Source organism: Flavobacterium soli DSM 19725, from assembly GCF_000422705.1.
Classification (GTDB): Bacteria; Bacteroidota; Bacteroidia; order Flavobacteriales; family Flavobacteriaceae; genus Flavobacterium; species Flavobacterium soli.
In genome coordinates this window covers 332,400-357,819 of sequence record NZ_AUGO01000003.1, presented here as the reverse complement: position 1 = coordinate 357,819, position 25,420 = coordinate 332,400, and the positions used below count along the sequence as shown (strand labels likewise).

Annotated in this window: 17 protein-coding genes; 11 read left to right on the top strand and 6 right to left on the bottom strand. The window is 35.2% G+C overall.

Translation table 11 applies throughout. The annotated features are described in order from the left end of the window. Positions 1–88: 88 nt before the first annotated feature. Together G508_RS0107000 and G508_RS0106995 are read left to right on the top strand one after the other, a co-directional pair. Complete coding sequence (locus G508_RS0107000) at positions 89–1,894, top strand: tetratricopeptide repeat-containing sensor histidine kinase (RefSeq protein WP_035694325.1); 1,806 nt, start codon at positions 89–91, stop codon at positions 1,892–1,894. Beyond that, on the top strand, positions 1,891–2,640 hold the full coding sequence (locus tag G508_RS0106995) for a LytR/AlgR family response regulator transcription factor (RefSeq protein WP_026704647.1): 750 nt from the start codon (positions 1,891–1,893) through the stop codon (positions 2,638–2,640). Before G508_RS0107000 ends, G508_RS0106995 begins: the two co-directional genes overlap by 4 nt. Before the next feature lies 1 nt (position 2,641). Here the strand turns inward: G508_RS0106995 and G508_RS0106990 are convergent, their stop codons facing one another. Then, positions 2,642–4,615 carry a transglycosylase domain-containing protein gene (locus G508_RS0106990; protein ID WP_026704646.1) on the bottom strand — a complete coding sequence of 658 codons (1,974 nt, stop codon included), beginning with the start codon at positions 4,613–4,615 and terminating at the stop codon, positions 2,642–2,644. Positions 4,616–4,694: 79 nt separating this feature from the next. After that, positions 4,695–6,059 carry a DNA repair protein RadA gene (gene radA / locus G508_RS0106985; protein WP_026704645.1) on the bottom strand — a complete coding sequence of 455 codons (1,365 nt, stop codon included), beginning with the start codon at positions 6,057–6,059 and terminating at the stop codon, positions 4,695–4,697. Positions 6,060–6,292: 233 nt separating this feature from the next. Between radA and G508_RS0106975 the strand changes: the two genes are divergently transcribed. The 4 genes from G508_RS0106975 (at position 6,293) to G508_RS0106960 (ending at position 12,834) form a co-directional block, all read left to right on the top strand. Then, positions 6,293–9,970: a T9SS type A sorting domain-containing protein gene (locus tag G508_RS0106975; RefSeq protein WP_026704644.1), complete on the top strand. Its 3,678-nt coding sequence runs from the start codon at positions 6,293–6,295 to the stop codon at positions 9,968–9,970. 11 nt (positions 9,971–9,981) lie between these two features. Next, the gene (locus G508_RS20005; protein ID WP_157485896.1) at positions 9,982–10,218 is read left to right on the top strand and encodes a hypothetical protein; all 237 of its coding nucleotides are present in this window, start codon (positions 9,982–9,984) and stop codon (positions 10,216–10,218) included. A gap of 114 nt (positions 10,219–10,332) precedes the next feature. Further along, a complete protein-coding gene (locus G508_RS20480) occupies positions 10,333–10,953 on the top strand; it encodes a LuxR C-terminal-related transcriptional regulator (protein ID WP_026704643.1) in 621 nt (206 codons plus the stop codon). A 45-nt stretch (positions 10,954–10,998) separates the two neighbouring features. Next, entirely contained in the window at positions 10,999–12,834 is a 1,836-nt protein-coding gene (locus tag G508_RS0106960) for a tetratricopeptide repeat-containing sensor histidine kinase (protein ID WP_169628018.1), read from the top strand. Between the two features lie 4 nt (positions 12,835–12,838). On the opposite strand, the gene G508_RS0106955 is transcribed toward G508_RS0106960, so the two are convergent. The 4 genes from G508_RS0106955 to panC are packed head-to-tail and all read right to left on the bottom strand — an operon-like array spanning position 12,839 to position 16,204. Next, the gene (locus G508_RS0106955) at positions 12,839–13,975 is read right to left on the bottom strand and encodes an alpha/beta hydrolase (RefSeq protein ID WP_026704641.1); all 1,137 of its coding nucleotides are present in this window, start codon (positions 13,973–13,975) and stop codon (positions 12,839–12,841) included. Between the two features lie 50 nt (positions 13,976–14,025). Further along, a complete protein-coding gene (locus G508_RS0106950) occupies positions 14,026–14,988 on the bottom strand; it encodes a lysylphosphatidylglycerol synthase transmembrane domain-containing protein (RefSeq protein WP_026704640.1) in 963 nt (320 codons plus the stop codon). A 3-nt stretch (positions 14,989–14,991) separates the two neighbouring features. Then, positions 14,992–15,342 carry an aspartate 1-decarboxylase gene (gene panD, locus G508_RS0106945; protein WP_026704639.1) on the bottom strand — a complete coding sequence of 117 codons (351 nt, stop codon included), beginning with the start codon at positions 15,340–15,342 and terminating at the stop codon, positions 14,992–14,994. A gap of 13 nt (positions 15,343–15,355) precedes the next feature. After that, positions 15,356–16,204 carry a pantoate--beta-alanine ligase gene (gene panC, locus G508_RS0106940; RefSeq protein WP_026704638.1) on the bottom strand — a complete coding sequence of 283 codons (849 nt, stop codon included), beginning with the start codon at positions 16,202–16,204 and terminating at the stop codon, positions 15,356–15,358. A gap of 106 nt (positions 16,205–16,310) precedes the next feature. On the opposite strand from panC, the gene G508_RS0106935 reads away from it, so the two are divergent. From G508_RS0106935 to G508_RS0106915, 5 genes are all read left to right on the top strand, one after another. After that, entirely contained in the window at positions 16,311–17,117 is an 807-nt protein-coding gene (locus tag G508_RS0106935; RefSeq protein ID WP_026704637.1) for a glycogen/starch synthase, read from the top strand. 22 nt (positions 17,118–17,139) lie between these two features. Further along, on the top strand, positions 17,140–18,861 hold the full coding sequence (locus tag G508_RS0106930) for a DUF4270 domain-containing protein (RefSeq protein WP_026704636.1): 1,722 nt from the start codon (positions 17,140–17,142) through the stop codon (positions 18,859–18,861). Between the two features lie 9 nt (positions 18,862–18,870). Beyond that, positions 18,871–20,718: a glutamine--fructose-6-phosphate transaminase (isomerizing) gene (glmS, locus tag G508_RS0106925; protein ID WP_026704635.1), complete on the top strand. Its 1,848-nt coding sequence runs from the start codon at positions 18,871–18,873 to the stop codon at positions 20,716–20,718. Between the two features lie 290 nt (positions 20,719–21,008). After that, complete coding sequence (locus G508_RS0106920; protein WP_026704634.1) at positions 21,009–23,813, top strand: carboxypeptidase-like regulatory domain-containing protein; 2,805 nt, start codon at positions 21,009–21,011, stop codon at positions 23,811–23,813. Between the two features lie 36 nt (positions 23,814–23,849). Then, positions 23,850–25,376, top strand: coding sequence for an SGNH/GDSL hydrolase family protein (locus tag G508_RS0106915; protein ID WP_026704633.1), 1,527 nt, complete (start codon positions 23,850–23,852; stop codon positions 25,374–25,376). Positions 25,377–25,420: the final 44 nt, after the last annotated feature.

Below are 25,420 nucleotides of genomic sequence, written 5' to 3'. Positions count from 1 at the left end.
GGGTAAAAACCATTCCCGACTTGGTGAAACCTATAGCAAAACCATTTGAAATTAATTTATCTTTACCATTCTAAACAAAGCACTGAAAATGCGTAATCTAGTAGGGTCTTTCGGTTTTATTTTTATACTGTTATTGTTTCCAAACGAAACAGTAGCACAGGATACCATTAAAAAAAAGACATCAAAAATAGACAAGGTTGCCAATGAATTAAAAAAATCATTGGATGTTAATGATGAAGTTCAAATTGCAAAAAACTACGAAGCATTGGCCAATACTTTTATAGAAAAAGGCGACAATGCAAAAGCCGAAGAATACCTGAAAAAAGCACTGACAAGCTACACGAAATTGAAATTAAACGCCGACAAAACTCGTATCACAAGAGCCTTGGCTAAAATTCAGGAATCACAAAATAAAATTTCCGAAGCCATAAAAAACTATGAAGTTGCAGGAGAATTAGCATCAGATAAAAAAGAAGAAAAAATAAATTCTAATGATGCTAACAGGCTTAAAAGTGTATCCAATTCCGTTGCCCAAAAAGAATATTCCAATTCCAATATAAGGTTATTGGAAAAAGAAGATAAGGTAGAAGAAGTAGCCGATGCCTATGTCCAAAAAGCCGAAGTGAGCCTTAAAGAAAAAAATAATGTTGAAGCCATTCAAAGTTATAACCAGGCCTTGACTTTTGTTAAAGACAAACCAAAAGAAATAATCAAGATTAAAAATGAAATTGCCAAGGTCTATGCTTCTGACAATCAATTTGACAAAGCCATTGCAATCAATACAAAACTGCTAGAAGAAGCCAAGAACAATCAGGATTATTCCACACAAATAAAGCAGTTGCAAGCCTTGGCATCCATTCACTTTCAGCAAAATGAATCTGAAAAAGCGATTTCAAAATTAAAAAGTGCTTACCAAATTGCTTCTGAAAAAGGCAATTCTGCGGAAGCAAAAAAGAGCTTATCGCAAATGCTCCAGTATTATAAAACCAATAAGAATGATGCCGAAAGTATTGCCTTATATGAACAGTTTTTCAATAACCTTGACCATTTAATTCAATCCGATACAGCTCTTACAAACGAAAAAAAATTCCAACTTACGGAAGAGAAAATTCGTCAATTGGAAAAAGAAAAAGGACTTAAAGATGAATTGATTTCCAAGAAAAACACCTTTAATTATGTTCTTTTAGGTTCTATTTCATTGTTGCTATTGTTTTTTGCTTTGATCGTAAAAGCGTTGTATTCGATTAAAATCAAGAACAAGGAAATCGCTTTGCAATCCTTGAGAAGAGAAATGAATCCGCATTTTATTTTCAATAGTTTGAACAGTGTCAATCAATTTATTTCTCAAAATAAGGAATTGGAAGCCAATAAATACCTGACTTCCTATTCCAATCTGATGCGAAATATGATGGAGAATTCCAATAAAGATTTTGTAACCTTGGGGAACGAAATCGAGCAATTGCAAAAGTATTTGGATTTGGAACATCTGCGTTTTCAGGACAAGTTTGATTTCTCAATTTCAGTTGATGAAAAACTGGATGTCGAGACTACTTTTTTTCCAAATATGATCATACAACCCCATTTAGAAAATGCTATTTGGCATGGATTAAGATATCTGGAACATAAAGGAATGTTACTCTTGAAGTTTCAATTAATAGACGGAAAAGTAGTGGTGACAATCGATGATAACGGCATAGGAATGTCAAAAAGCCAGGAATTGAAAACCCAAAATCAAAAAGTGCATCAATCCCGCGGAATGACCAATACAAAAGAAAGAATCGCTTTATTGAACGAGTTGTATAAAAAGGAAATTACTTTTCAAATTACCGAAAAGGAAACTCCCGAAACAGGAACCGTTGTTAGAATTGGCTGTACTTTTATCGATAAATTATGATGACCCTGCAAAAAATAAAAAGTGTAATCGTTGAGGACGAAGTTGCTGCAAGAGAAGTTTTGAAAAACTACTTGAGCAAATATTGTCCCCAAATTGAAGTTATTGGTGAAGCCCAAAACATCAAGGAAGCCGTTCCGCTATTGCACGAATTGCAACCTCAATTGGTTTTTTTAGATGTAGAAATGCCTTTCGGAAATGCCTTTGATGTACTGGAAGCTTGTAAGGATTTACGTTTTGAAACCATTTTTGTAACTGCCTTTTCCGAATATTCACTCAAAGCATTGAATCAAAGTGCTGCTTATTATTTATTGAAACCAATCAGTATAGAAGAGTTGATTGTGGCAGTAAATAAAGTGCATCAGCAAATCCTGAATCACGAAATCTTCAACAGAAACAAGATTATTGTCGAGAATTTTCGTGAAACAAAACCTGAAAAGCAACAAGTTATTCTTCCAACATTGGAAGGTTTTGAAGTGGTAAAAATGGAAGAAATTGTACGTCTTCGTGGTAACGGAAATTTCACGGATCTCTACCTCAATAACGGAAATAAAAAAATGGTTTGTCGATTTTTAAAGCATTTCTCAGAAATTTTACCACTGCCTTTTTTACGGGTTCATAAATCGCATATCATCAATATGAGTTTTGTGAAATCATACAACAAAGGAGGTTATATCACGTTGCATGATAGCTCAGAAATTGAAGTTTCACCTACTTACAAGGAAGAATTTCTGCGAAATTTCAAATAAACTAAAAATCAAACTCATCCAACACATCAACCGAATCAATTGCAGTAGAATCTACTTCTTTGATTCGGATAAAGGATCTTGCTGGACCGGAAACGACAACCGGGAACGACTTGTAAATCGTGTCATCAGCCGTCAAAACTCCTCTTCGAAGCATTAAATTTGTGAGGTAGTTTTGCATTTTTACCGCACCGTCTCTCAAGTTTCCTTCATCATTAAATTTCCACATAAATCCCTTAGGTCGCGGAACAATGCTAGCCAAAAACAGGCATTCGTTCAAGTTCAATTGCGAAGGATGTTTCTGGAAATAGAAGTTTGAAGCTTCGCCAATTCCGTAAACGTTTGGTCCCCATTCGATCACATTGAAATACACTTCCAGCATTCTTTCCTTGCTGACGATTCGATTGTTTTCGAGGATATAAACCAATAAAATTTCTTCGAGTTTACGCGAAAGTGTTTTTTCTCTTGTCAAGAAAACATTTTTTACCAATTGCATACTGATCGTACTTCCGCCACGACTGAACTTCTTGGTCTTGATATTTTTAATGATAGATTGCTTGAAGGCTTCGGTAATAAAACCCTTGTGCGAAAAGAAGGATGGATCTTCGGTTGTGAGGACACTTTTTCTTAAATAAGGCGAAATTTCGCTTAACGGAGTATAATTTGGATTGGCATTTCCAACCAAAACTCCTCGTTGAGCCCGACCGTTTTCAATAGCCCGATAAACAAACTCTCCGTTCAATTTGCTCAAATTTGCCTCGCCATATTTGAGAATCTTGAAACCGTTTTTGCTTAATTTGCTATCAAAAACCAAATCGTTTGGTTTGTTTTTATTGAAGATAAAACTCAAGTTGAAATCGAAATTTCCTTCGGCTTCCATACCTTCAAAATTAGTAAACAAACCCTCGGGAAGCGACGTGATAAAATCCTGTGCTTTCATTTCGGGAATCACGACTTTCATCTTATAAATCGTATCTTCCTCAGTATTGAATTCTAAAAACGGGTTGAATTTTATCTTATTCAACATCACTGTAGAACTGCTATCAACCGAAACAAAATCTTCGCCAAGCAGTAAACGATAATCAAAGCGTGCATCCTTGATGACAACATCTTTCTTGGCAATCTTGGCGTGATTTACTGTCAGATTTTTGATGGAAGAAAAACCGTCAATGTGCAATTCGCCACCACTCATATCAATATTTTCGACGTTTACACGGATGGAATCGAAGCTGGATTTCAAGTTGAAACGCTCATCGAAATAGGGCATTTTAATCGCTCCAGTATCCATATTCGTAAAGGCAATATCGGCTTTTTTATTTCTTGGATCGGCAAAACCTTTTATTTTCCAACGTTGCGTGAAAGTATTGGTTTGCACTCTGATGGAAGTTTCGAGTTGCTTATCAGCCAAAAGCAATTCATTGAAGTTGATGTTGGCTTTCTTGCCGTTATCATCCAAACGAAACGCAAGATTTTTCACGTTCATGTCCGTCGGAATCAAGTTGAGTCCTTTAGATATCAGGCTGTAGGCAAGTTCAGCATAATCTCTTTTTTTGGTTTTTTCAGCAGATAAATCATCATCTGTAGCTTCTCTTTTAAGGAATTTGCCAAAGTTTTTGACATCGCCTTTCTTGACCAATTGCACAAAACCGTTTTCCACATGAAGCGTTCCCAATTGAACATTTCCAGTAATAATATGCCAAAAGCTCACACTGGTTTCCATCTTTTGGATACTGAAAAGCGTATCCTGACCTTTTGGAACCAATGCAATTTCTTTCATCGACACACCTGTCAATCCTTGGAAAGTGGCTTCTTTAACAGTGAATTTACTGTCGTAATCGCGTTCCATTTTATTGACAATTCTATCAATCGCCTTATCTAAAATGGTATTTCTAAAAGCAAAAAATAAAATAATTAAAAGCACGAGAAAAATCCCGATGCCAATTAAAATTCGTGTTATTTTTTGTTTTCTTGTTTTCATTTGGGGTGGAGTTGTTCTCGCAAATATAAATTATAAATAGAAAGTGAATCGTTAAAAAAACAGAATTAACAAGTTGTGATTATCCAAACAATTCCCCAACCACGTCTTCAATCTTCGAAACCAATCTAATCTTGATAAACGTGTTTTTCAAGGTAATCTTATTGTACTTCGAAACAAAAATCGTTGAAAAGCCTAATTTTTCTGCTTCTTGAATTCTTTGATCCACTCGATTTACAGGTCGGATTTCGCCAGAAAGTCCAACCTCTCCAGCAAAACAAAAATCTTTTCCGACAGGAATATCCTCGTTGGAGGATAGAATTGCAGCTACAACAGCTAAGTCAATTGCGGGATCATCAACAGAAATTCCTCCCGTAATGTTGAGGAAAACGTCTTTGGCGCCAAGCCTAAAACCGGCTCTTTTTTCCAAAACAGCCAAAATCATGTTCAGTCTTTTGGCGTTGTAACCTGTTGTGCTTCGTTGAGGAGTTCCATAAACTGCCGTACTGACCAATGCTTGGATTTCAATCATAATCGGTCGCATTCCTTCCATGGTTGTAGCGATTGCCGTTCCCGAAAGTTCTTCTTCCTTATGCGAAATCAAAATTTCGGAAGGGTTTGAAACTTCTCTCAATCCTGAACCTTGCATTTCGTAAATTCCGAGTTCGGCTGTAGAGCCAAAACGGTTTTTGAGCGAACGAAGGATTCTGTAAATATGGTTTCTGTCGCCTTCAAATTGCAGGACAGTATCGACCATGTGTTCCAATATTTTTGGTCCCGCGATGTTTCCGTCTTTTGTAATATGTCCGATTAAAATAACTGGAATATTGGTTTCCTTAGCAAATTTTATCAATTCCGCAGTAGTTTCCCTGATTTGAGAAATACTTCCGGGAGACGATTCTATATAATCGGTGTGAAGCGTTTGAATTGAATCGATGATGACAATCTCGGGTTCGATGGCTTCAATTTGCTTGAAGATGTTTTGTGTCTTGGTTTCGGTAAGAATATAGCAATTATCGCTTAAAGGATTGATTCTTTCAGCTCTCATCTTGATTTGCTTCTGACTTTCTTCGCCTGAAACATATAAAGTCCTGTACGGTAATTTCAGTGAAATTTGCAACAGCAAGGTACTTTTTCCGATACCTGGTTCTCCACCCAAAAGAATCAGCGAACCAGGAACGATTCCGCCTCCAAGAACGCGGTTTAATTCGCCATCACGAGTGTCAAGCCGAATTTCTTCCGCACTGTCTATTTCGTGTACTTTTAAAGGTTTGGTAGCACGTTTTGCATCTGGAGCAGTGGCGATTTTCCAATCTTTCTTTTCTTCTTTTTGGATGATTTCTTCTACTATGGTATTCCACTCCTTACAAGCATTGCATTGGCCTTGCCATTTTGAATATTGAGTGCCACAATTTTGGCAGAAGAAAGCGATTTTTATTTTTGACATTGATGGGCTGTAAATCGATTTAATTCAAACTATCCTTTATCTTTTCTATCTATTGACATTCCATCAAAAGTACTATTTTTTATTCAAATTTAAAGTAGCACTTTTTCTTCTTCAGAAAATGATTTCAACCTTTATCAGGGAAAACCCTGAGTTGCAATTTCCCGATTTACCCTTAAAAGAAACTTCATTTTTAAATTCAATTTTGCCTTATCAATTTATAAAAGCATAAGGTTATGAAAAATTTTACTTTCAAGTTGTTGTTTTTCTGTGTAATACTGTCTGATTTTAGTGGCTTTTCACAATGCGGAAGTGGCACGGTAACGCTTGATTCCCAGCAAGCGGTTGACGATTTTGTCACCAATTATTCAGGTTGTAGTTTGTTTACAGGAAATCTTCAAATTAGTGGTAGCGATATTACGGATTTGACTCCTCTGGCTCAATTGACTTCGGTTACTGGAAATCTCAGGCTTTGGGGGAATGCTTCGTTGACCTCGCTTCAAGGATTGCATAATATTACCAGTATTGGGGGTAATTTGGAACTTGATGGTTTCAATTTTCCGCTGGTGAATCTAGATGGTTTGGCAGGTTTGGAAAGCGTTGACGGAATGCTTTCGGTTCAGAGTTTTCAAAATATTACATCCATTCAAGGACTTTCTAACCTTACCACTGTTGGCGGGAATTTTTTGATTCAATATTTAGGAAATACGGATTTTACTAGTATTTCTTTGCCAAATCTTACGAGTGTTGCCCGATTTGATCTTAGAGAAAATAACAACTTAATAACCGTTGATTTTAATGGTCTTGAAACCGTTGGGACAACATTCCATTTGCATTCTAACGATAATCTTGAAACTGCAAATTTTCCAGCATTGGAAGAAGTTGGTGCAAACTTGCTAGGCGATTTTCAAATTAACAGCGGAAAATTTGAGGTTTATCAGGGAATTAATCTGGAAAATGTAGATTTTTCGAGTTTGCATACTGTTAAGGGAGGAATCGATTTTATTGAGAATAATTTGTTGCAAGATTTAGGTTTCCAAAACCTGACTACTGTTTTAAGAGCTATTAGAATAAATGTAAATCCCGCTTTGACTTCTATTGATGGATTATCGGGATTATCGGGGACTTTGACCAATCTTAGCATCATTGGAACCAATATTTCAAACCTAGATGCTCTAGAAAATATTACAGCTATTGGAATAGGGACTACCGGAGATTTAATTATTAATGACAATCCTTTGTTAAACGATGTTACGGGTTTAAGTGAAATAGCAACTATTAACCGAAACCTGGAAATTCACAACAATGATGCATTGGAAAACCTAAACGGGCTAAATGCTGTATCATCAATTAATTATGGCTATTTATCGATTCAGGATAATGCGGTTTTGGAAGAGATGAACGGGTTGCAAAACCTTGCTTCAGTAGGACTTTCAGGAAATGCTGAAGGAATTCTGATTATCAACAATACTGCTTTGGAACATCTGGACGGATTGGCTTCATTAGCTTCACTCAAAGGGAGTTTTACGCTGCGAAACAACACTTCTTTGCAGGATGTTTCGGCAATCAATATTACTTCGGCTATTTTTGGTTTTAGTAATAATATAATCATAGAAAACAATGATGCCTTGCCCAATCTTGATGGCTTTTTTATTGAAAAAGTAAATGGCCAATTTCAAATTTTAGGAAATGATTCTCTTCAAGCGATTGATTTAGAAATTGGAGTTGCATCAACAGTCCTTTCATTATTAATTGACAACAATTCTTTATTGACCGATATTTCTGGACTTCAAAATATTACTCAAGCGACTAATGGTTTTAGAGTAATCAATAATGACAGCCTTCAAAACCTTGACGGATTAGGCCTCACGAGTATCACTTCGAGTTATTTGATGATAAAAGACAATCAGCTGCTAAATAATATTGATGGATTGATTTCGTTGACAAATGCAATAAATAACGTGAGTTTGGAAGTCATGAATAATGCGACATTAACCAACCTTGATGGTTTGAAAAACCTGACAAAAGCTGGGCGAATTCTAATACAAAACAATCCTTTGCTAGAAAACATCAATGGTCTTTCGGGGATAACATTGCTAAACATGACCTCTGATACCAGATTACTTTCCATTTTTAACAATCAAAATCTAGAAAGTATTCAAGGAGTTCGAAATATCAACCAAACTACCATTTTGAATCTTCTCATTTCGACCAATCCAAAAGTGGAAGTTTGCGATTTGAAAAACATCTGTGACTATTTGGCGACAGCCAAACCTAGAACGATCAACACCAACGCATCGGGTTGCAATAATGTTACTGAAATTCAAAGTTCATGTCCCACAATTTGGAACGGAACAGCTTGGAGCGATGGAGAGCCAAATGCAAGCCGTTCGGCAATAATCGAAGGAAACTTGGAATTGACAACCAGCCTTTCGGCAAAAAATTTCACGGTAAATAGTGGCATTTTCAGCATTTTGCCCGAAGCTTCACTTTCTATCGATGGTTCGATCATCAATAATCTAGAACCAGCAAATTTTATTGTAGAAAACGACGGTAATTTGGTGCAAACCACAACGGCTTCAACTCGAAAAAATCAAGGCGAAATTATCGTTTACAAAGAAAACACACCTTTCAAGCGTTTGGATTATACGATGTGGTCTTCGCCAATTTCCAATCAGAATTTATTTGGATTTTCACCCGAAACGATAAACGGAGTTACGAATTATATTGGAGCAACAGGAAGAATTTATGTGTATGAAGGGACAAGTGGCTATATCAACCCCAGTCCATTTACTGCAGATGCTGTTTTTGCAAATGCAAAAGGCTATCTTTTCAGAGCTCCAAACACTTGGGATGAAGTTACCCCAATAGCTTATGAAGGTGAATTTATTGGAACTCCAAACAACGGAAGTTTAATTGTCTCAACTTACGAAGATAGTTTTACATCAATTGGAAATCCATATCCTTCTACTATCGATGCTTTGGAGCTTTTTGATGCCAATCCGTCACTTGGAGCTTTGTATTTCTGGACCAATACCTATGCTGCTGAAGATGGTGATTATACCCAAAACAATTATGCAACCTATACCATTGCTGGGGGAACTGCCGTAAATGAAGAAGGTGTAGAACCTACAAACCATATCGCAGTTGGTCAAGGATTTATTGCTTACAATGATACGACTCAGGTTACTTTTACTAACGCAATGCGAGTAAACAATACTACTAATTTCTTTAGAACAAATACAGCCGAGAGACACCGTTTTTGGTTAAATCTTAAAGGAGAAAACGATGTAAACTACAATCAGATTTTGGTGAGTTATATGGACGGTGCAACTGATGGAGTTGATACCCAAATTGACGGGAAAATGTTTGGCTACGAAGGTTCGGCTTTGTATAGTTTGATTGAAGACGAAAAATACAGCATTCAAGGAAAAGGATTGCCATTTGAAGTTTCTGATGTGGTTCCGTTAGGGTTTAAGGCTGAAAATATGGGGACTTTTACAATTTCTTTAGCCAATTTTGATGGTTTGTTTTTAGAAGGCGATGTCATCATCCATTTGAAAGACAATCAAACCAATATGACGCATAACCTACAAACTCCTTATAGTTTTTTATCGGATGCCGGAACATTTAATGAACGATTTGAAGTTGTCTACCAATCCACGTTGGGTATTGAAAACCCCGATACAACAAGCCGTCTTTTCATTTACAAATTCCAAGAAAACATTATCGTAAAATCAGATGAAGAAATTCAAAAAATAAAAATCTATGATGTTTTAGGCAGACTGATTTACAGCAATGAAAAAGTAAATACAACTATTTTCCAAATCCCATCGAACCTTATAAATGCTGAAATGCTGCTTATAAGTGTAGAAAGCAACAACCGAATTACTACAAGAAAAATAATCAATTAAAAACAAAAGTTATGACACGTATCGCTTTAAAATTTAGCCTAGTTTTTATTTTACTATTTGTTTGCCGTGTTCAGGCTTTAGAGTACTTAATGCAAGGTCCCGATTCGCCAGATGGAGAAGAAGATCCCTATTCAGAAGTAGATCCAGCTCCAATTGATGATCATTTGTTGGTATTGCTTTTTGCAGGCTTATTGTTGGGCATCTATTTTATGATGAAAAGAAAAGGTGTTTCAAATTTAAAAACTTAAAGAGCTGTAATGCTTGTTTTTAGCCTAAAAAATACTTTTAGATTTTTATTCATATTAGAAATTTGTAGTTAATATTTTCTTAAATTTGTTTCTCACTTATCAATTTTGAGGAACATGAAATTAGTACTTGCTGACGATCATTTTCTTGTTCTAGATGGACTAGAGCTGTTGCTATCTACGTTTGATTTTGTAGAAAAAACTGCTGGAGCTGCTGACTATCCTTCTTTGAAAGAAATTCTGGAACAGGATGAATTTGATGTTTTGTTGCTTGACATTCATTTTGGAAAATTTGATGGCAGGGAAATTATCTTGGAAATTAAAAAGAAATATCAAGCTATAAAAGTAATTGCCTTGACAAGCTATAGTGATATGGCGACAATAAAATCAGCTATAAATGTTGGATTTGATGGTTATTTGCTTAAAACCGACAGCCGAATTGAAATCGAAAAAGCCTTGAAAACAGTTATTACGGGTGAGAAATATTTTAGTTCGCAAACCCAGCAAACATTCTTTGAAACCCAAACTTTCAAGCCCAACATCGAACTTACGCAACGCGAAAAAGATATCCTGCAACTCATTGTAGAAGAAAAAACCACCAAGGAAATAGCCGAACTTTTGTTTATTTCTGAAAAAACAGTAGAAACACATCGAGGAAATCTCATGTTGAAATTAGAAGCCCGAAATATTGCTGGAATAGTCCGGAAAGCCATTATGTTAGGCCTTGTTGAAATTTAATAGAGTTTAGATATGAGATATTTCATTTTATTACTGTTCCTGTTTTTGAATTTGATTTCTTTCGCACAAGGAGAAAAAATCATTACATCTCCCAAAATAAGAACTGTTATTACTGAAGCAGATGCATGTTTTTCACAAGGAAATAAAAATTGCGAACTACTTTATCATAAGGCTATTTTGCTAGGCAGACAATCTAAGGAGAAGTACATGGATTTTTTGTACTATAAGCTATCTCAATATCATTTTAATAATTACCAGCAAGACTCATCACTAGTTTATATCGATTTAGGATTGAAAAGCAGCACTAATTTTGAATCTGAAGCTTCGTTACTCAATTTAAAAGCTGGTATTTTCTATAATAGAGGAGATATAGATGCTGCTCTTGAAATATTTATTTTGCTGGCCGATAAACTTAAAGAAAAGCAAGATTGGCAGAAATTAGCTTACACGTATACGAATATTGGAAATCTTTTTGACTCACAGGAAAATGACCAGAAGTCACTTGAATATTTGATAAAGAGTTTTGATATTCTCCAGAAAATTAAAGACACAACATACATTGCTACAACTGTTGGAAATATTGCCGAAGGTTATTTTTCAATAAAAAAATATGATCAAGCAGCAAAATGGTCACACAAAGCTTTAAAGATAAAAGACTATTCAAGAGATTATAGAGGAAAAATTATAGCCTACAACACGCTTTCAAAGATTTATTTGAAAACATATCCTGACAGTTCACTTATCTATTCCAAAAAGGCTGTTGCCCTTTCACAGGCAAAAAACGAAAGGCTTATGTTAGGAAATTCTTATGTTGCTTATGCAGAAGCACTGATGGAAAGAAAAAAATTTCCTGAAGCACAAGAAGCCATCGAAAAAGCAGTTGAAATTCACAGAGAAATAGACTTCCAACCTGGACTTGCAGATAATTTGTTTATAGCAGGAATAATAAGCCGGGAAAATAAAATGTATGAAAAAGCAGCATCTTTTTTATATGAATCCAAAAAATTAAGCGACAGCTTGAAGTCTAAACAAAGAATAAAAACGATTAACGAACTCAATACAAAGTATGAAACCGAACAGAAAGAAAAACTTCTTGCTGAGCAAAAACTGACTATAGAAAGAGAACAAAATCAAAAAAGACTGATTCTTATTGTTGGTGTTATTTCGGTTTTGACAGTATTAAGTATATTATTTCTTTATCGAAAAAATCAAAAAATAAAGCAAGAAAAAACCATTCAAGAAAAAGAAAACGAAGTTCTATCGGCTTTTATAAATGGTGAAGAACGCGAACGAAGTAGGATCTCGCAAGAGTTGCATGACGGTGTTGCCTCCATGATTGGTGTTGCAAAGATGAATATGGAAACCCTTCCTCATCTTCCTGAAGAAAAACAAAAAGATCAAATTCTAAAAGTGGTACAAATTTTAGAAAATACACATGCAGATATTCGACACATTGCCCATAATTTACTGCCGATAACCCTCGAAAAAGAAGGGTTAATTAAAGCTACTGAACAATTTGCAAAGGAGATTTCTGAAACAGGAATATTGAAAATAATTGTGACCAATGACAGTAAAGAAGAATTAACTCTATCCATTCAAAAACAATTGATGTTGTTTCGTATGATTCAAGAATTGATCAACAATACAATTAAGCATTCTCAAGCTCAGATAGCCACAATCCATTTTAGTCAAACTAACAATACTCTTTTAATTGAAATTAGTGATGATGGTGTAGGATTTATTGGAGAAATCACCAAGGAATCCCAAGGGCTTTACAGTATTCAGCAAAGAATGTCTTCGATATTGGGGCGTTTTTCATTCCAACAAGGAGAGGACAACAAAGGTGTAAAAGCAATTTTAGAATTAACAAAGCTTCATTAATTTTTTATTTCGTCTTCATTTCATCTGCTTTTTCAAGCATAAAGTCTTTTGTCAAATCGCCAATTTCATCTAGCATATAGGCATTCATATAGGCTTTTGAAGCTTTTTTTGTATCACCCGTTTTTTCATAAAACATTCCCATGTGGTATTGAAACAACATGGATTTTGGGTAACTTTTTTTGGAAAGTGTGGCGAGCTGCTCAAATTCTGCGTAAGCATTATTTTTTAAAATTGCAGCTTCGATTGCTTTAAAATCGGTGACACGAATTGGCATTTTGATTCCAAATGATTTTTCGATTAAATCGTATTTCTTAGTCAAATAACCCACATAATCACTTGGAAGTTTCACTATTTTTTCCTGAAATTCTGCCGTAGAAATGGGTTGATAGGCACCAAAAAGATGGTACAAAGCATTTGGAATCGAAAAGGTAACTAATGAATAATGTGAGGCATTTTTAAATTCATCCAATTGGTAATATAAATTTGGATTCATTAACGTTTTGATATTCGCATCTAGATCTTTTATTCTTTTCTGTGTCTTTTTCAAATCGCCATCAGCCGTAGATTGATAGTAGAAAAGTGGCTTTTTGGCCAATGCCAATCGGGATGGGATTCTGGTTTCCATGTCAATTCCAAGTTCAGGACTTAGTGAAATATAGGCATCAAAAATCGGGTTGTCTTTGTATAAGAATAGGTTCAAATAACCTGCCGTTACATCATGTCCAGCAATAATTCTAAAAGGTGCTACTCGGTATTTTTTTTCGATTGCGGGAAGTAATTCACTGCCAATAAATTCAAAAAACTTCGCTCCCTTTTCAATCGGAAGCCCAGATTCTGCTTCAACATCCGAGTCATATTCACGCTCTTTGCCTTGATGAATCCCAACAATAATTACTTCCGGCAAATCATCCCAATAGTTTCCATAAGACAATGCTCCGCTGAAAGGATCAAAAAGATAATCGCCATCGAGCAAAAGCAAAAGTGGGTATTTCTGATCCTTGTTTTTATGATAGGAAGGCGGTAATGAAAACGAAAAAACCCGATCTTCATTTAGCTTTTCTGAATGAATAGTGTCGATGCTTTTTTGTGAAAACACAGGAAAACAAAAGGTTATGGCGAGAAAAAGGTAAAGATTTTTCATACTCAACTGGATTTTAATTTTGTTTTGAATCAGTAGAGCAATATAGTAAATTATTTGTTTTTCCTTACAAACGGCAATGCAAAAAGGGAAAAAAGACCTAAAAAGACGGTGATAATTAACTGTGAAGTCCACACAATCCAACCAAAAGCATTTCCAGCTTCGATTGGAACATTGTAGAGAAATAATATTTTTGCAATTAGAACTGGAAAAAATCCGAAACCTCCATTGGTGAAAGTGATGGTTAAACTTCCAATTACAAAAGCGACCAAAGCGGTTCCAAAAGTAATGTTACTCGTTTCTTTTAAGGCAAATGTTGCTGCATAAAACATCAGGACATACGAAAACCAAATCAGCAAGGTGTAAATTAAAAACTCCCATTTGTAGGGCATTTTCCAGATACTTAAAGCACCTTCTTTCAATCCTTCAACCTTCGATTTTATGTTTAGAATTATTTTCCATTTGGAATAAAAATAGAGGTATAACGAAATCAAAAATCCAACTAAACCAATGGCTAAAATCAGAATTAATTTTCCAACAGGAATATAACTCAAAAGAAAACTTTTTAGGGTATCGAATTCAACAACTAACGAAAGAAAAATAAAAAACAACAATATAAAAAAATCTACGATTCGTTCTCCGATAATGGTTCCAAAAGCCTTATCAAAAGGAATGTCTTGGTATTTTTTGAGAATCAAAGCCCTTGAAACTTCACCTGATCGAGGAATCGTGAGATTGACAAAATATCCAATGCTAACGGCTAAAAAATTGAGCTTAAAATCAGGAACATAACCAATTTGAGTTAGAGTATATTTCCACCTATAGGCTCTTAAAACATAACCTGAAACAGCAAGAAGTAACGATATGAGTACATAATTATAATCAGCTGTCGTGAAATAGGCTTGCATGACTGCCAATTGTTCATCAGTGAAAGATTTATAAGAATAAGCCATCAATCCGAGCCCTAATAAAAGAGGGATGATGATTGACAATGCATTGCTTATTTTTTGTTTCAAGGCTTATGTTAGGGAATTGTCTTTTTCATTCGGAAATACCAAAGTTGGTTTGAATGATTTTGCTTCTTCAAAATCTAAAATCCCGTATGAAATGATAATGATAATGTCTCCTTTTTGTACTTTTCGAGCAGCTGGACCATTTAGCGTAATGTCGCCACTATTTCGATTTCCTTTAATTGCATAGGTTTCTAAACGTTCTCCATTGTTAATATTTACGATAGCAACTTTCTCACCTTCAATAATATTTGAAGCTTCCATCAAAGCTTCGTCTATAGTGATGCTTCCTATATAATTTAAATCTGCTCCAGTTACCGTAACACGGTGAATCTTGGATTTTACTACTTCAATTTGCATGGGGCAAAGGTAATTAATTTAATGAAATTGTATCTATCAATCTGATTTCGTTAACAAAAACAGCAATGAAAGCTCTGTATTTTTTGCCATCCACTTTTGTTTCTATCGGTAATAAGGTAGATTCATCAGCAATTTCAAAATATTCTAATTTAAAATCAGTTTCTTTTTTGAATGTTTTTTCAACCCATTCGATAATTTCATTTGCATTTTTCGTGCCAAATTGCTCTTTTGCTTCCAGTAACGTTTTGTTTATGATGGCAGCTTTTTCTTTTTCTTCGGCAGTCAATCGTTCGTTTCTGGAACTCATTGCTAAGCCATTTTTTTCTCTAAAGATAGGTCTTCCGATAACATTTACGGGAAGTTTTGCCTTTTCGACCATCTTTTTTACAATTTGCAATTGCTGAAAATCTTTTTCTCCAAAATAGGCATTTGTAGGAGTTACTATCTCAAAAAGACGTTTTACAATTGTGCCAACACCGTCAAAATGTCCGGGTCTATGCTTGCCTTCCATCTGATTTTCCAAGCCATCAAAATCAAATGATTGTGAAATGGTTTTTCCTTCATAAATATCATCGACTGATGGAGCAAAAACGATAATAGCATCGTCAAGTGTTTTCATTTTCTCCACATCACTTTCGAGAGTTCTGGGATATTTTTCCAAATCCTCTTTGTTGTTAAATTGTGTCGGATTTACAAAAATGCTCACCACTGTCAAGTCATTTTCCTTTAAAGATTCTGTCATAAGCGAGAGATGCCCTTTGTGCAAAGCTCCCATGGTTGGAACAAAACCAATTGTTATTTTTGAAGAAGAAACCGATTTTAAATGTGCTTTTAAATCAGCTTGAGTAGAGAAAATGAGCATAGCTTAACATTAAATAAGGTGCAAACTTAAGATATTAGTTAATAACTGCATAAATTTTTGTAATTTTGCACGTTATTTATTGGCAATATACAAAGTACAACACAATATGGAGGAAAAGAGGATATTATTCGTATCATCTGAAGTGGTGCCTTACCTGGCAGAAAATGAAGTTTCATCAACATCGTATGATGTTCCGAAAATGATCAATGACCAAGGAGGACAAATTAGAATTTTTATGCCACGCTATGGCAATATCAATGAAAGACGACATCAGTTACATGAAGTTATAAGACTTTCAGGTATGAATTTAGTTGTTAACGACCTTGATATGCCGCTAATTATTAAGGTAGCTTCGATTCCAAAAGAAAGAATTCAGGTTTATTTTATCGACAATGATGAATACTTCAAAAGAAAGGCGACTTTCACAGATGAGGAAGGTGTTCTATATCCTGACAATGACGAAAGAGCCATTTTCTTTGCAAAAGGAGTAGTTGAAACCGTAAAGAAATTGAATTGGGTTCCAGATATTATTCATGTTCACGGTTGGCTTGCTGCAATGCTACCAATTTACATGAAGCATTATTATAAAGATGAAGCTTTATTTGCTGATACTAAAATCGTTACTTCTGTCTACAGCCAGTCTTTCGACGGGACTTTGGATAAAAAAATGATAGACAAAGTGAAATTTGATGGAGTTCCAGCAGATTTAATTGCTGACTTAGAAATTCCTAACTACGAAAATATCATAAGAGCTTCGGTAATGCACTCAGATGCAGTCATTATAGCATCAGAAAGCGTGTCGCCAAGTTTAACAAAATTTATAGAATCATCAGGAAAACCTTTTTTACCTTTCACACCGAAAGAAAAATTTGCAGAAGTGTATACTAACTTCTACAAAACCAAGGTTCTATAAATAAATTATTTTAAAATTAAGCATGAATAAGAGTTCAATTTTCAAGTCAATAGTATTTGTTGCAACAACATTATTTTTATTGGCTTCTTGTGACAAAGATTTTAACGAAATAGGTTCGGATGTCATTGGCGAAGACCATTTTGACTTACTTCCAGATGATTTATCAACAGTTGTGGCATTCAATCAAGCTACAGGTGCTGTCCAATCCAACAATATGTTGATTAATTCTTTGGGAATTTACAACAACCCTGTTTTCGGAAAAACAAAAGCTGATTTTGTGAGCCAGATCCAAATGGCTACAGCAAACCCTACTTTCGATTTAGAAAAATTTATTGAACTTGACAGTGTTGTACTTTCTATTCCTTATTTTAGCAGAAAAACCGAAACCGATTCAGATGGCAATGGAATTTATGAATTAGATTCTATTTATGGTTCTGGTAAAATCAATTTAAAAATATTCGAATCAGGTGTGGTATTAAATGATCTAATTCCACCAGATTTTGAAGATACTCAGAAATATTATTCTGATGACACCAATTTCAATACCTACAAAATTGGAAACGTATTAAACAACAGTTCTAATCCAAAAGAAAATACTGAATTTGAAACAAGTCTCAAAGAAATCATTACGTATAAAAGAGATAAAGGTCTTAGAGCGAAAGACACTGCAACAAATATCGAAGCTAGACTAACGCCAAGAATTAGATTGCATCTTGATACCGCTTTTTTCAAGAACAAAATCATCAATGCTCCAGATGGAAAATTGATTAATAATAGCATTTTTAAAGAGTATTTTAGAGGTTTATATTTTCATGTAGAAGATGCCGCTTCGGGAACACTTATGAAATTTCGTTTCTCGGATGCAGATGTTACATTGCATTACCGTGAATATTCGGAAGTAAAAGATGGCGTTCCAACGAAGTTCCCAGATACCGATGCCCTTTATCCTAATGAACCAATCATGTTAGCTAAAACATTCGTATTAAGATTAACAGGAAATACGGTAAACTTATTTAACAACACCCCAAGTGCAGAATATGCCGCAGCACTTCAAAACTTCGATACAATTGTTGGTGATGAAAAATTATACCTAAAAGGTGGACAAGGATCAGTGACGCTAATAGACTTATTTGGACCTGATAATTTTGGCATTGACGATGTTACAGGTGAACCTAATGGCCAACCAAATGAAGTTCCTGATGAGCTAGATATTATTAGATACAATGTAAAAACAAAAAACTGGTTGATTAACGAAGCTAACTTGACTTTTCATATCGACACAGACAAAATGAATTCCATTAACAAGGATGATGAACCCCAAAGAGTTTATCTATATGATGTAAAAAACAAACGACCGCTGTTTGATTATTTTAGTGATCAAACCACTACACTGGGTCTTCCTAAATTCAATAAATTCATTCACGACGGTCTTATCCAGAGAGGTGAAGTTACTAAAAAAGGAACAAAATACAGAGTTAGAATTACAAATCATATTAGAAATCTGGTCAAAGAAAGTGACTCAACCAATGTTAGATTGGGATTGGTGATTACAGAGGCAATTGAAAACAATCAAAATGCTTGGCTTGAAACACCAGTGCTTAATAATGACGGAAAAGTGATTATTGACCGAGTTCCCCAAGCTTCTGTAATGAATCCCTTAGGAACCGTTCTGCATGGCACCGGAATAAATGTTCCTTTTGATAAAAGAGTGAAACTTGAAATTTATTATACAAAACCTAATTAATTAAAGTATATGTGTGGAATCGTAGGTTATATAGGACATAGAGAAGCTTATCCTATTGTTATAAAAGGACTTAAAAGACTAGAATACAGAGGATATGACAGTGCTGGAGTTATGCTTTTTGATGGAGAGAATTTAAAACTTTCCAAAACAAAAGGTAAAGTTTCAGACTTGGAAGAAAAATCTTCAAAGGAAATCACAACCAATGGAAACATAGGAATGGGACACACCCGATGGGCAACTCATGGAGTTCCTAACGATGTGAATTCACACCCACACCTTTCTAATTCAGGGGAACTTGCAATAATCCATAACGGTATTATTGAAAACTATCAGCCCTTGAAAACCGAATTGATCAAAAGAGGTTATGTTTTTCATTCCGATACAGATACCGAGGTTTTAGTAAATCTAATCGAAGAAGTTCAGAAGAAAGATAACCTTAAATTAGGGAAGGCAGTTCAAGTTGCTCTAAATCAAGTGGTTGGAGCTTATGCTATTTGTGTGTTTGATACAAAAAAACCAAATGAAATAGTGGTAGCGCGTTTGGGAAGTCCTTTAGCCATTGGTGTTGGAGAAGGTGAGTTTTTCATCGCTTCTGATGCTTCACCTTTTATTGAATATACTTCAAATGCAATCTATCTGGAAGATGAAGAGATGGCAATTGTTCGTTTGAATAAAGGATTAAAAATACGTAAAATTAAAGATGATTCATTGGTAGATCCTTATGTTCAAGAACTACAAATGAACCTTGAGCAAATTGAAAAAGGTGGTTATGATCACTTTATGCTTAAAGAAATCTATGAACAACCAAATGTAATCAAAGACACCTATAGAGGTAGACTTCATGCAAACAAAGGTATTATCCAAATGGCTGGTATTGAGGATAATCTGGAGCGTTTTTTAAATGCTGACAGAATCCTTATTGTAGCCTGTGGTACTTCTTGGCATGCTGGCTTAGTTGCTGAATATATCATCGAAGAGTTTACAAGAATTCCTGTTGAAGTTGAATATGCTTCGGAATTTAGATATAGAAATCCAATTATCAATAAAGGAGATGTTGTGATTGCAATCTCCCAATCAGGAGAAACTGCTGATACTTTGGCTGCTATAAAATTAGCAAAAGATAACGGTGCTTTCGTTTTTGGAGTTTGTAATGTTGTAGGTTCATCAATTTCAAGAGAAACCCATGCTGGAGCTTATACTCATGCTGGGCCAGAAATTGGAGTTGCTTCTACAAAAGCGTTCACTACACAAATCACAGTTTTAACTATGATTGCTTTACGAATTGCTAAAGCAAAAGGAACACTTTCAAACTCTGATTTCCACAGATATTTACAAGAATTGGAAATCATTCCAGAAAAAGTAGAAGAAGCTTTGCTTACAAACAACAAAGCAAAAGAAATTGCTGCTGTTTTTAAAGATGCACCAAATTGTCTTTATCTTGGTAGAGGATACAACTTCCCAGTAGCATTAGAAGGAGCTTTGAAATTAAAAGAAATTTCATACATTCATGCCGAAGGATATCCTGCTGCAGAAATGAAACACGGTCCTATTGCCTTGATCGACGAGCACATGCCAGTAATTGTAATTGCTCCAAAACAAGGTCATTATGACAAAGTGGTAAGTAATATCCAAGAAATAAAATCTAGAAGCGGTAAAATTATTGCAGTTGTAACTAAAGGCGATACCCAGGTTCGTGAACTTGCAGATTATGTAATCGAAATTCCAGATACAGTTGATGCATTGTCGCCATTGTTGACTACAATTCCTCTTCAATTATTATCATATCACATTGCAGTGATGAGAGAATGCAATGTTGATCAGCCAAGAAATTTGGCAAAATCAGTGACGGTAGAATAATTTTTTACATTTAAATTAGAAAAAAGGCGAGTTTATCTCGTCTTTTTTTTATTTATTTTAAGGATTGATTTTTTTAGAGATTATTTATTTTTCCACCTTAATTATATGCTTGCATAATATTTTCATCAAGGTAATTTACAAAACGTTAACAAAAACATAAAAATCATATAATATAAAATACACAATAAAGGTTTGCTTTTTTTAATGATTCTCAAAATATAGTACACTATTTTTATTAATATCAAAAATATTCGTACTTTGGCTACACTAACCAACAAAATCAAAATCAAATGAAAGTGTATTTTATTATTTTGTCATTGTTTTTTTGTGGCATTTCTTTTGCTCAAAATACAATTTCGGGATCTATTACAGACAGTAATGGTATGCCTCTTCCAGGAACCAATATTGCCATTGTTGGAGAAAGCATTGGAACAATCGCTGACTCCGACGGAAAATTTAGCCTAAAAACATCCAAACAACCTCCTTATGTTATTGAGATTTCTAGTGTTGGATTCCTTAGTCAAAGAGTCAACATCACTAGTAATAACCAAACAGTGAATGTGAAACTTTTGGAAGAAGAAAATAAACTTAATGAAATTGTAGTTTCTGCTTCTAGAACTCCTGAAAGAGTACTTGAATCTCCGGTTACTATAGAAAGAATGGGACTTCAAGAAATTAGAAATACAACTTCTCCAACCTTTTATGATGGATTAGAAAATCTAAAAGAAGTACACTTCAACACGAGTAGTTTGTCGTTCAAATCCATCAATACGAGAGGTTTTGCAACAGTAGCAAACACACGTTTTATGCAGTTAGTGGACGGAATGGACAATTCATCTCCAGCCTTAAATTTCGTTTTAGGTAACTTGATTGGACTTTCAGAACTAGATGTAGCCAGTGTAGAGCTTTTACCTGGAGCTTCATCTGCATTATATGGTGCAAATGCCTTCAACGGAATATTATTCATGAACAGTAGAAGTCCGTTTACAAGTCAAGGAATCAGCACCTATTATAAACAAGGAATAACTTCTCAAGATGCTGCAGGAGACAATACCTACAGGGATTTTGGAATTCGTGCCGCCCATGCTTTTACACCACACTTTGCAGTAAAAGTAAATTTCAATTTCATGAATGGTACAGAATGGATTGCAAACGATTCAAGAAGTATGACGGGCGGAACAAGCCATGCCGACAATCAAAATTATGATGGACTAAACACGTATGGTGACGAGGTAACTACCTTTATTCCAAACATAGGGCAGGTTAGTAGAACAGGTTATAGAGAACAAGATTTGACCGATAACAAAGTAGAAAGCGTTAAAGCAGATTTCTCTTTACACTTCAAGCCTTGGGCAAATGACTTCGAAATTATCTTGCAACATAAATTAGGTTTTGGAAACACTATTTATCAAGGTGCTAACAGATATTCTTTGAAAGATTTCTACATGGACCAAACCAAAGTAGAAGTAAAAGGAAAGAATTTCTTTGTTAGAGGGTATATGACAACTGAGGATGCTGGAAATTCTTACGATATGCGTTTCGCAGGTTGGAATGTTAACAGAGCTTGGAAATCGGATGTGGGTTGGTTTACCGATTACGGAACAGCATTCCAATTATCGCAATTATTCTTAGGTGCAAATGCTAACCAAGCAGCTGCAAATGCAAGAAATTTTGCCGACAACAACATTCCAATTCCAGGATTAAATGCTTTAAACATTCCACAACCTAATCCTTCGGGAGATGCCAGGTATCTTCCGGGAACTGCACAATTCAATCAAGCACTTAACAGCGTAATCACCAATCCAGATCTAACAACTGGAGCACAATTTCAAGATGAATCAAAAATTTATCATTCAGATGCAAATTATAACTTTAAAGATTTAATTGATTTTGCAGAATTTCAACTTGGAGGTTCCGTTAGACAATATGAATTAAATTCGAAAGGAACTATTTTTACGGATTTTGATGGTCCGATTACTTATAATGAATTCGGTATTTACACCCAAATGCAAAAGAAATTCATGGATGACCGTTTAAAATTCACAGGATCTGTTCGTTATGACAAATCTCAAAATTTCGAAGGACAATATTCTCCAAGAATCTCCTTTGTATATACTGCTGGCAAACAAAAAAATCACAATTTTAGAGCTTCCTTCCAAACAGGTTTTAGAAACCCTACAACTCAAGATCAATATATTGGTTTAGATTTAGGACCATTTGCTTTGATTGGTTCTGCTGCAGAAAACCTTGATCGTTATGTAGAAACTATGAATGTGAGTGCTGCTGGACAGGCTCTAGGCAATCCATCAACAGTAACTTTAACAGGAAATGATGCCTACAACACTCCAGTATATTCAGTTCCATCAGTAACAAGATTTGCACAAACACAAAATCCTGCAGATTTAGAAATTGCAAACGTTAGCCTTGTTAAACCAGAACAAGTTAAAGCATTTGAAGTAGGTTATAAATCAGTATTAGAAAATGGATTGTCAGTTGACACTAATATCTACTATAATATTTATAATGACTTCATGAGTACTTCAAGAGTAATTAATCCTTATTATGGAGTTGTAGGTTCAGACTTAACAAATCCTGAAGTTCTTTTAGGTCTTCAAGCAATTTCAAACGGAGATAGACGTGTATTCCAAGTATATACAAACACGACAGAAACCGTAACTTCTATGGGATTTGGTTTAGGTCTATCTAAAAAAGTATACAAAGATTTCGAAATTGGAGCAAATTACAACTTCTCTGATTTTGAATTTGACCAATCAAAAGATCCTTCATTCATTGCAGGTTTCAATACTCCAAAACATAGAATCAAAGCTTCTTTAGGAAACACAAAACTATTCAAAAACTTTGGTTTTAATGTTAATGTAAGATGGAACACCGAATATTTATGGCAAGCTTCTTTTGCTGATGGTATGGTTCCTGAAAACACTGTTTTTGATGCACAAATTAACTATGCGATTCCAGTAATTAAATCAGTCTTGAAAGTAGGTGCTGCAAATCTTTTCGGAAAAGATTACATCCAAGTTATCGGAGCAGGATCTATCGGACAGCAAATTTTCGCTTCTCTAACGATCAATCCTTAATCAATCTTAGTCAAATAGTATAAAAAAATAAAGATCATGATAAAAAATATAAAATGGCTGCTTTTGGTTTCTCTAACCTTTGCAGCATGTAGTTCGGACGATGATGGTTCTTCAGTAGAAGAGTTACCATTAACAGCAGGCTCGGCAGATTTTTCAAAATATGTAGCCTTAGGAAATTCATTAACAGCAGGTTTTAGTGATGGAGCACTGTTTATAGCTGGACAAGAAAATGCCTATCCAAAACTTTTAGCGGATCAATTTGCATTAGTTGGCGGTGGCGAGTTCAAAACTCCTTTTACAAATGATAATTTTGGAGGATTACTCTTAGGTGGAAACCTAATTGCTGGACCAAGATTAATCTTTAATGGGACTTCACCTATTCCGCTTCCTGGAGCAATGCCTTCTACAGAAATTGCAGTACCTTTAACAGGCCCTTTCAACAATCTAGGAGTTCCTGGTGCAAAAAGTTTTCACTTACTAGCTCCAAATTATGGAGATGTTGCTGGGGTAATGACTGGAACAGCAAACCCATATTTTGTTCGCTTTAGATCAAGTGCTTCAACTTCTGTTGTTGCCGATGCAATGGCTCAAAACCCAACTTTCTTTTCTTTATGGATTGGAAATAATGATGTTTTAGGATATGCCACAACAGGAGGAGATGGAACAAACCCAATTACTCCAGAAGGAATGTTTAGCACAGCTTATAATACTCTTGTAACAACCTTGACATCTGGTGGAGCAAAAGGAGTCGTAGCCAATATTCCTGATGTAAGCACTATTCCACATTTTAAAGTGGTGCCTTTCAACCCGCTAAATCCGGCAAATCCAGCTTTTGGCCCACAAATCCCTGTTTTGAATGCTACATTTGCACAATTGAATCAAGCTTTTGCATTCCTGCAAGTGCCAGAACGTTCAATCGTTTTCTCTACAACGGCTGCAAGTCCGTTGGTAATTCATGACGAAAGTTTGCCAAATATTGCACCACAACTAGCTCAAGTTTTACAAGCTGGAGGGTTAGATCCTTTGACAGCTGGTTTATTAGCAAGCCAATTTGGACAATCACGCCAAGCTACTAAAGATGATTTATTTGTTTTGCCAGCATCTAGCGTGATAGCAACTTTAAATCAACAATATTTTAGCCAATTAGTTTCAATGGGAGTTCCTCAGGCAACTGCAGGTCAATTAGCGGTTAACGGAGTTACCTATCCTTTGCAAGACAAATGGGTATTGCTACCAAGCGAACAACAAGAAATTAAAGTAGCAACTGATGCATTTAACCAAATCATAAAAACAGCAGCAGATCAAGCAGGTTTGGCTTTTGTTGACGCTAATGCCATACTACGTCAATTGGCTAATGGTGGAGTTCGTTTTGACAACTACCACATGACAGCTGCTTTTGTTCAAGGTGGAGCCTTTGGATTGGACGGAATTCACTTGACAGCGAGAGCAAATGCGTATGTAGCTAATGAATTTATGAAAGCTATTAATGCGACTTATGGTTCAACATTGAGACCTTACAAACCAGGAAATTTTCCAATCAGTTACCCTGCAAATTTGCAATAACTGAGGTATAAATTCTTAAAAGCCATCACTAGTTTGATGGCTTT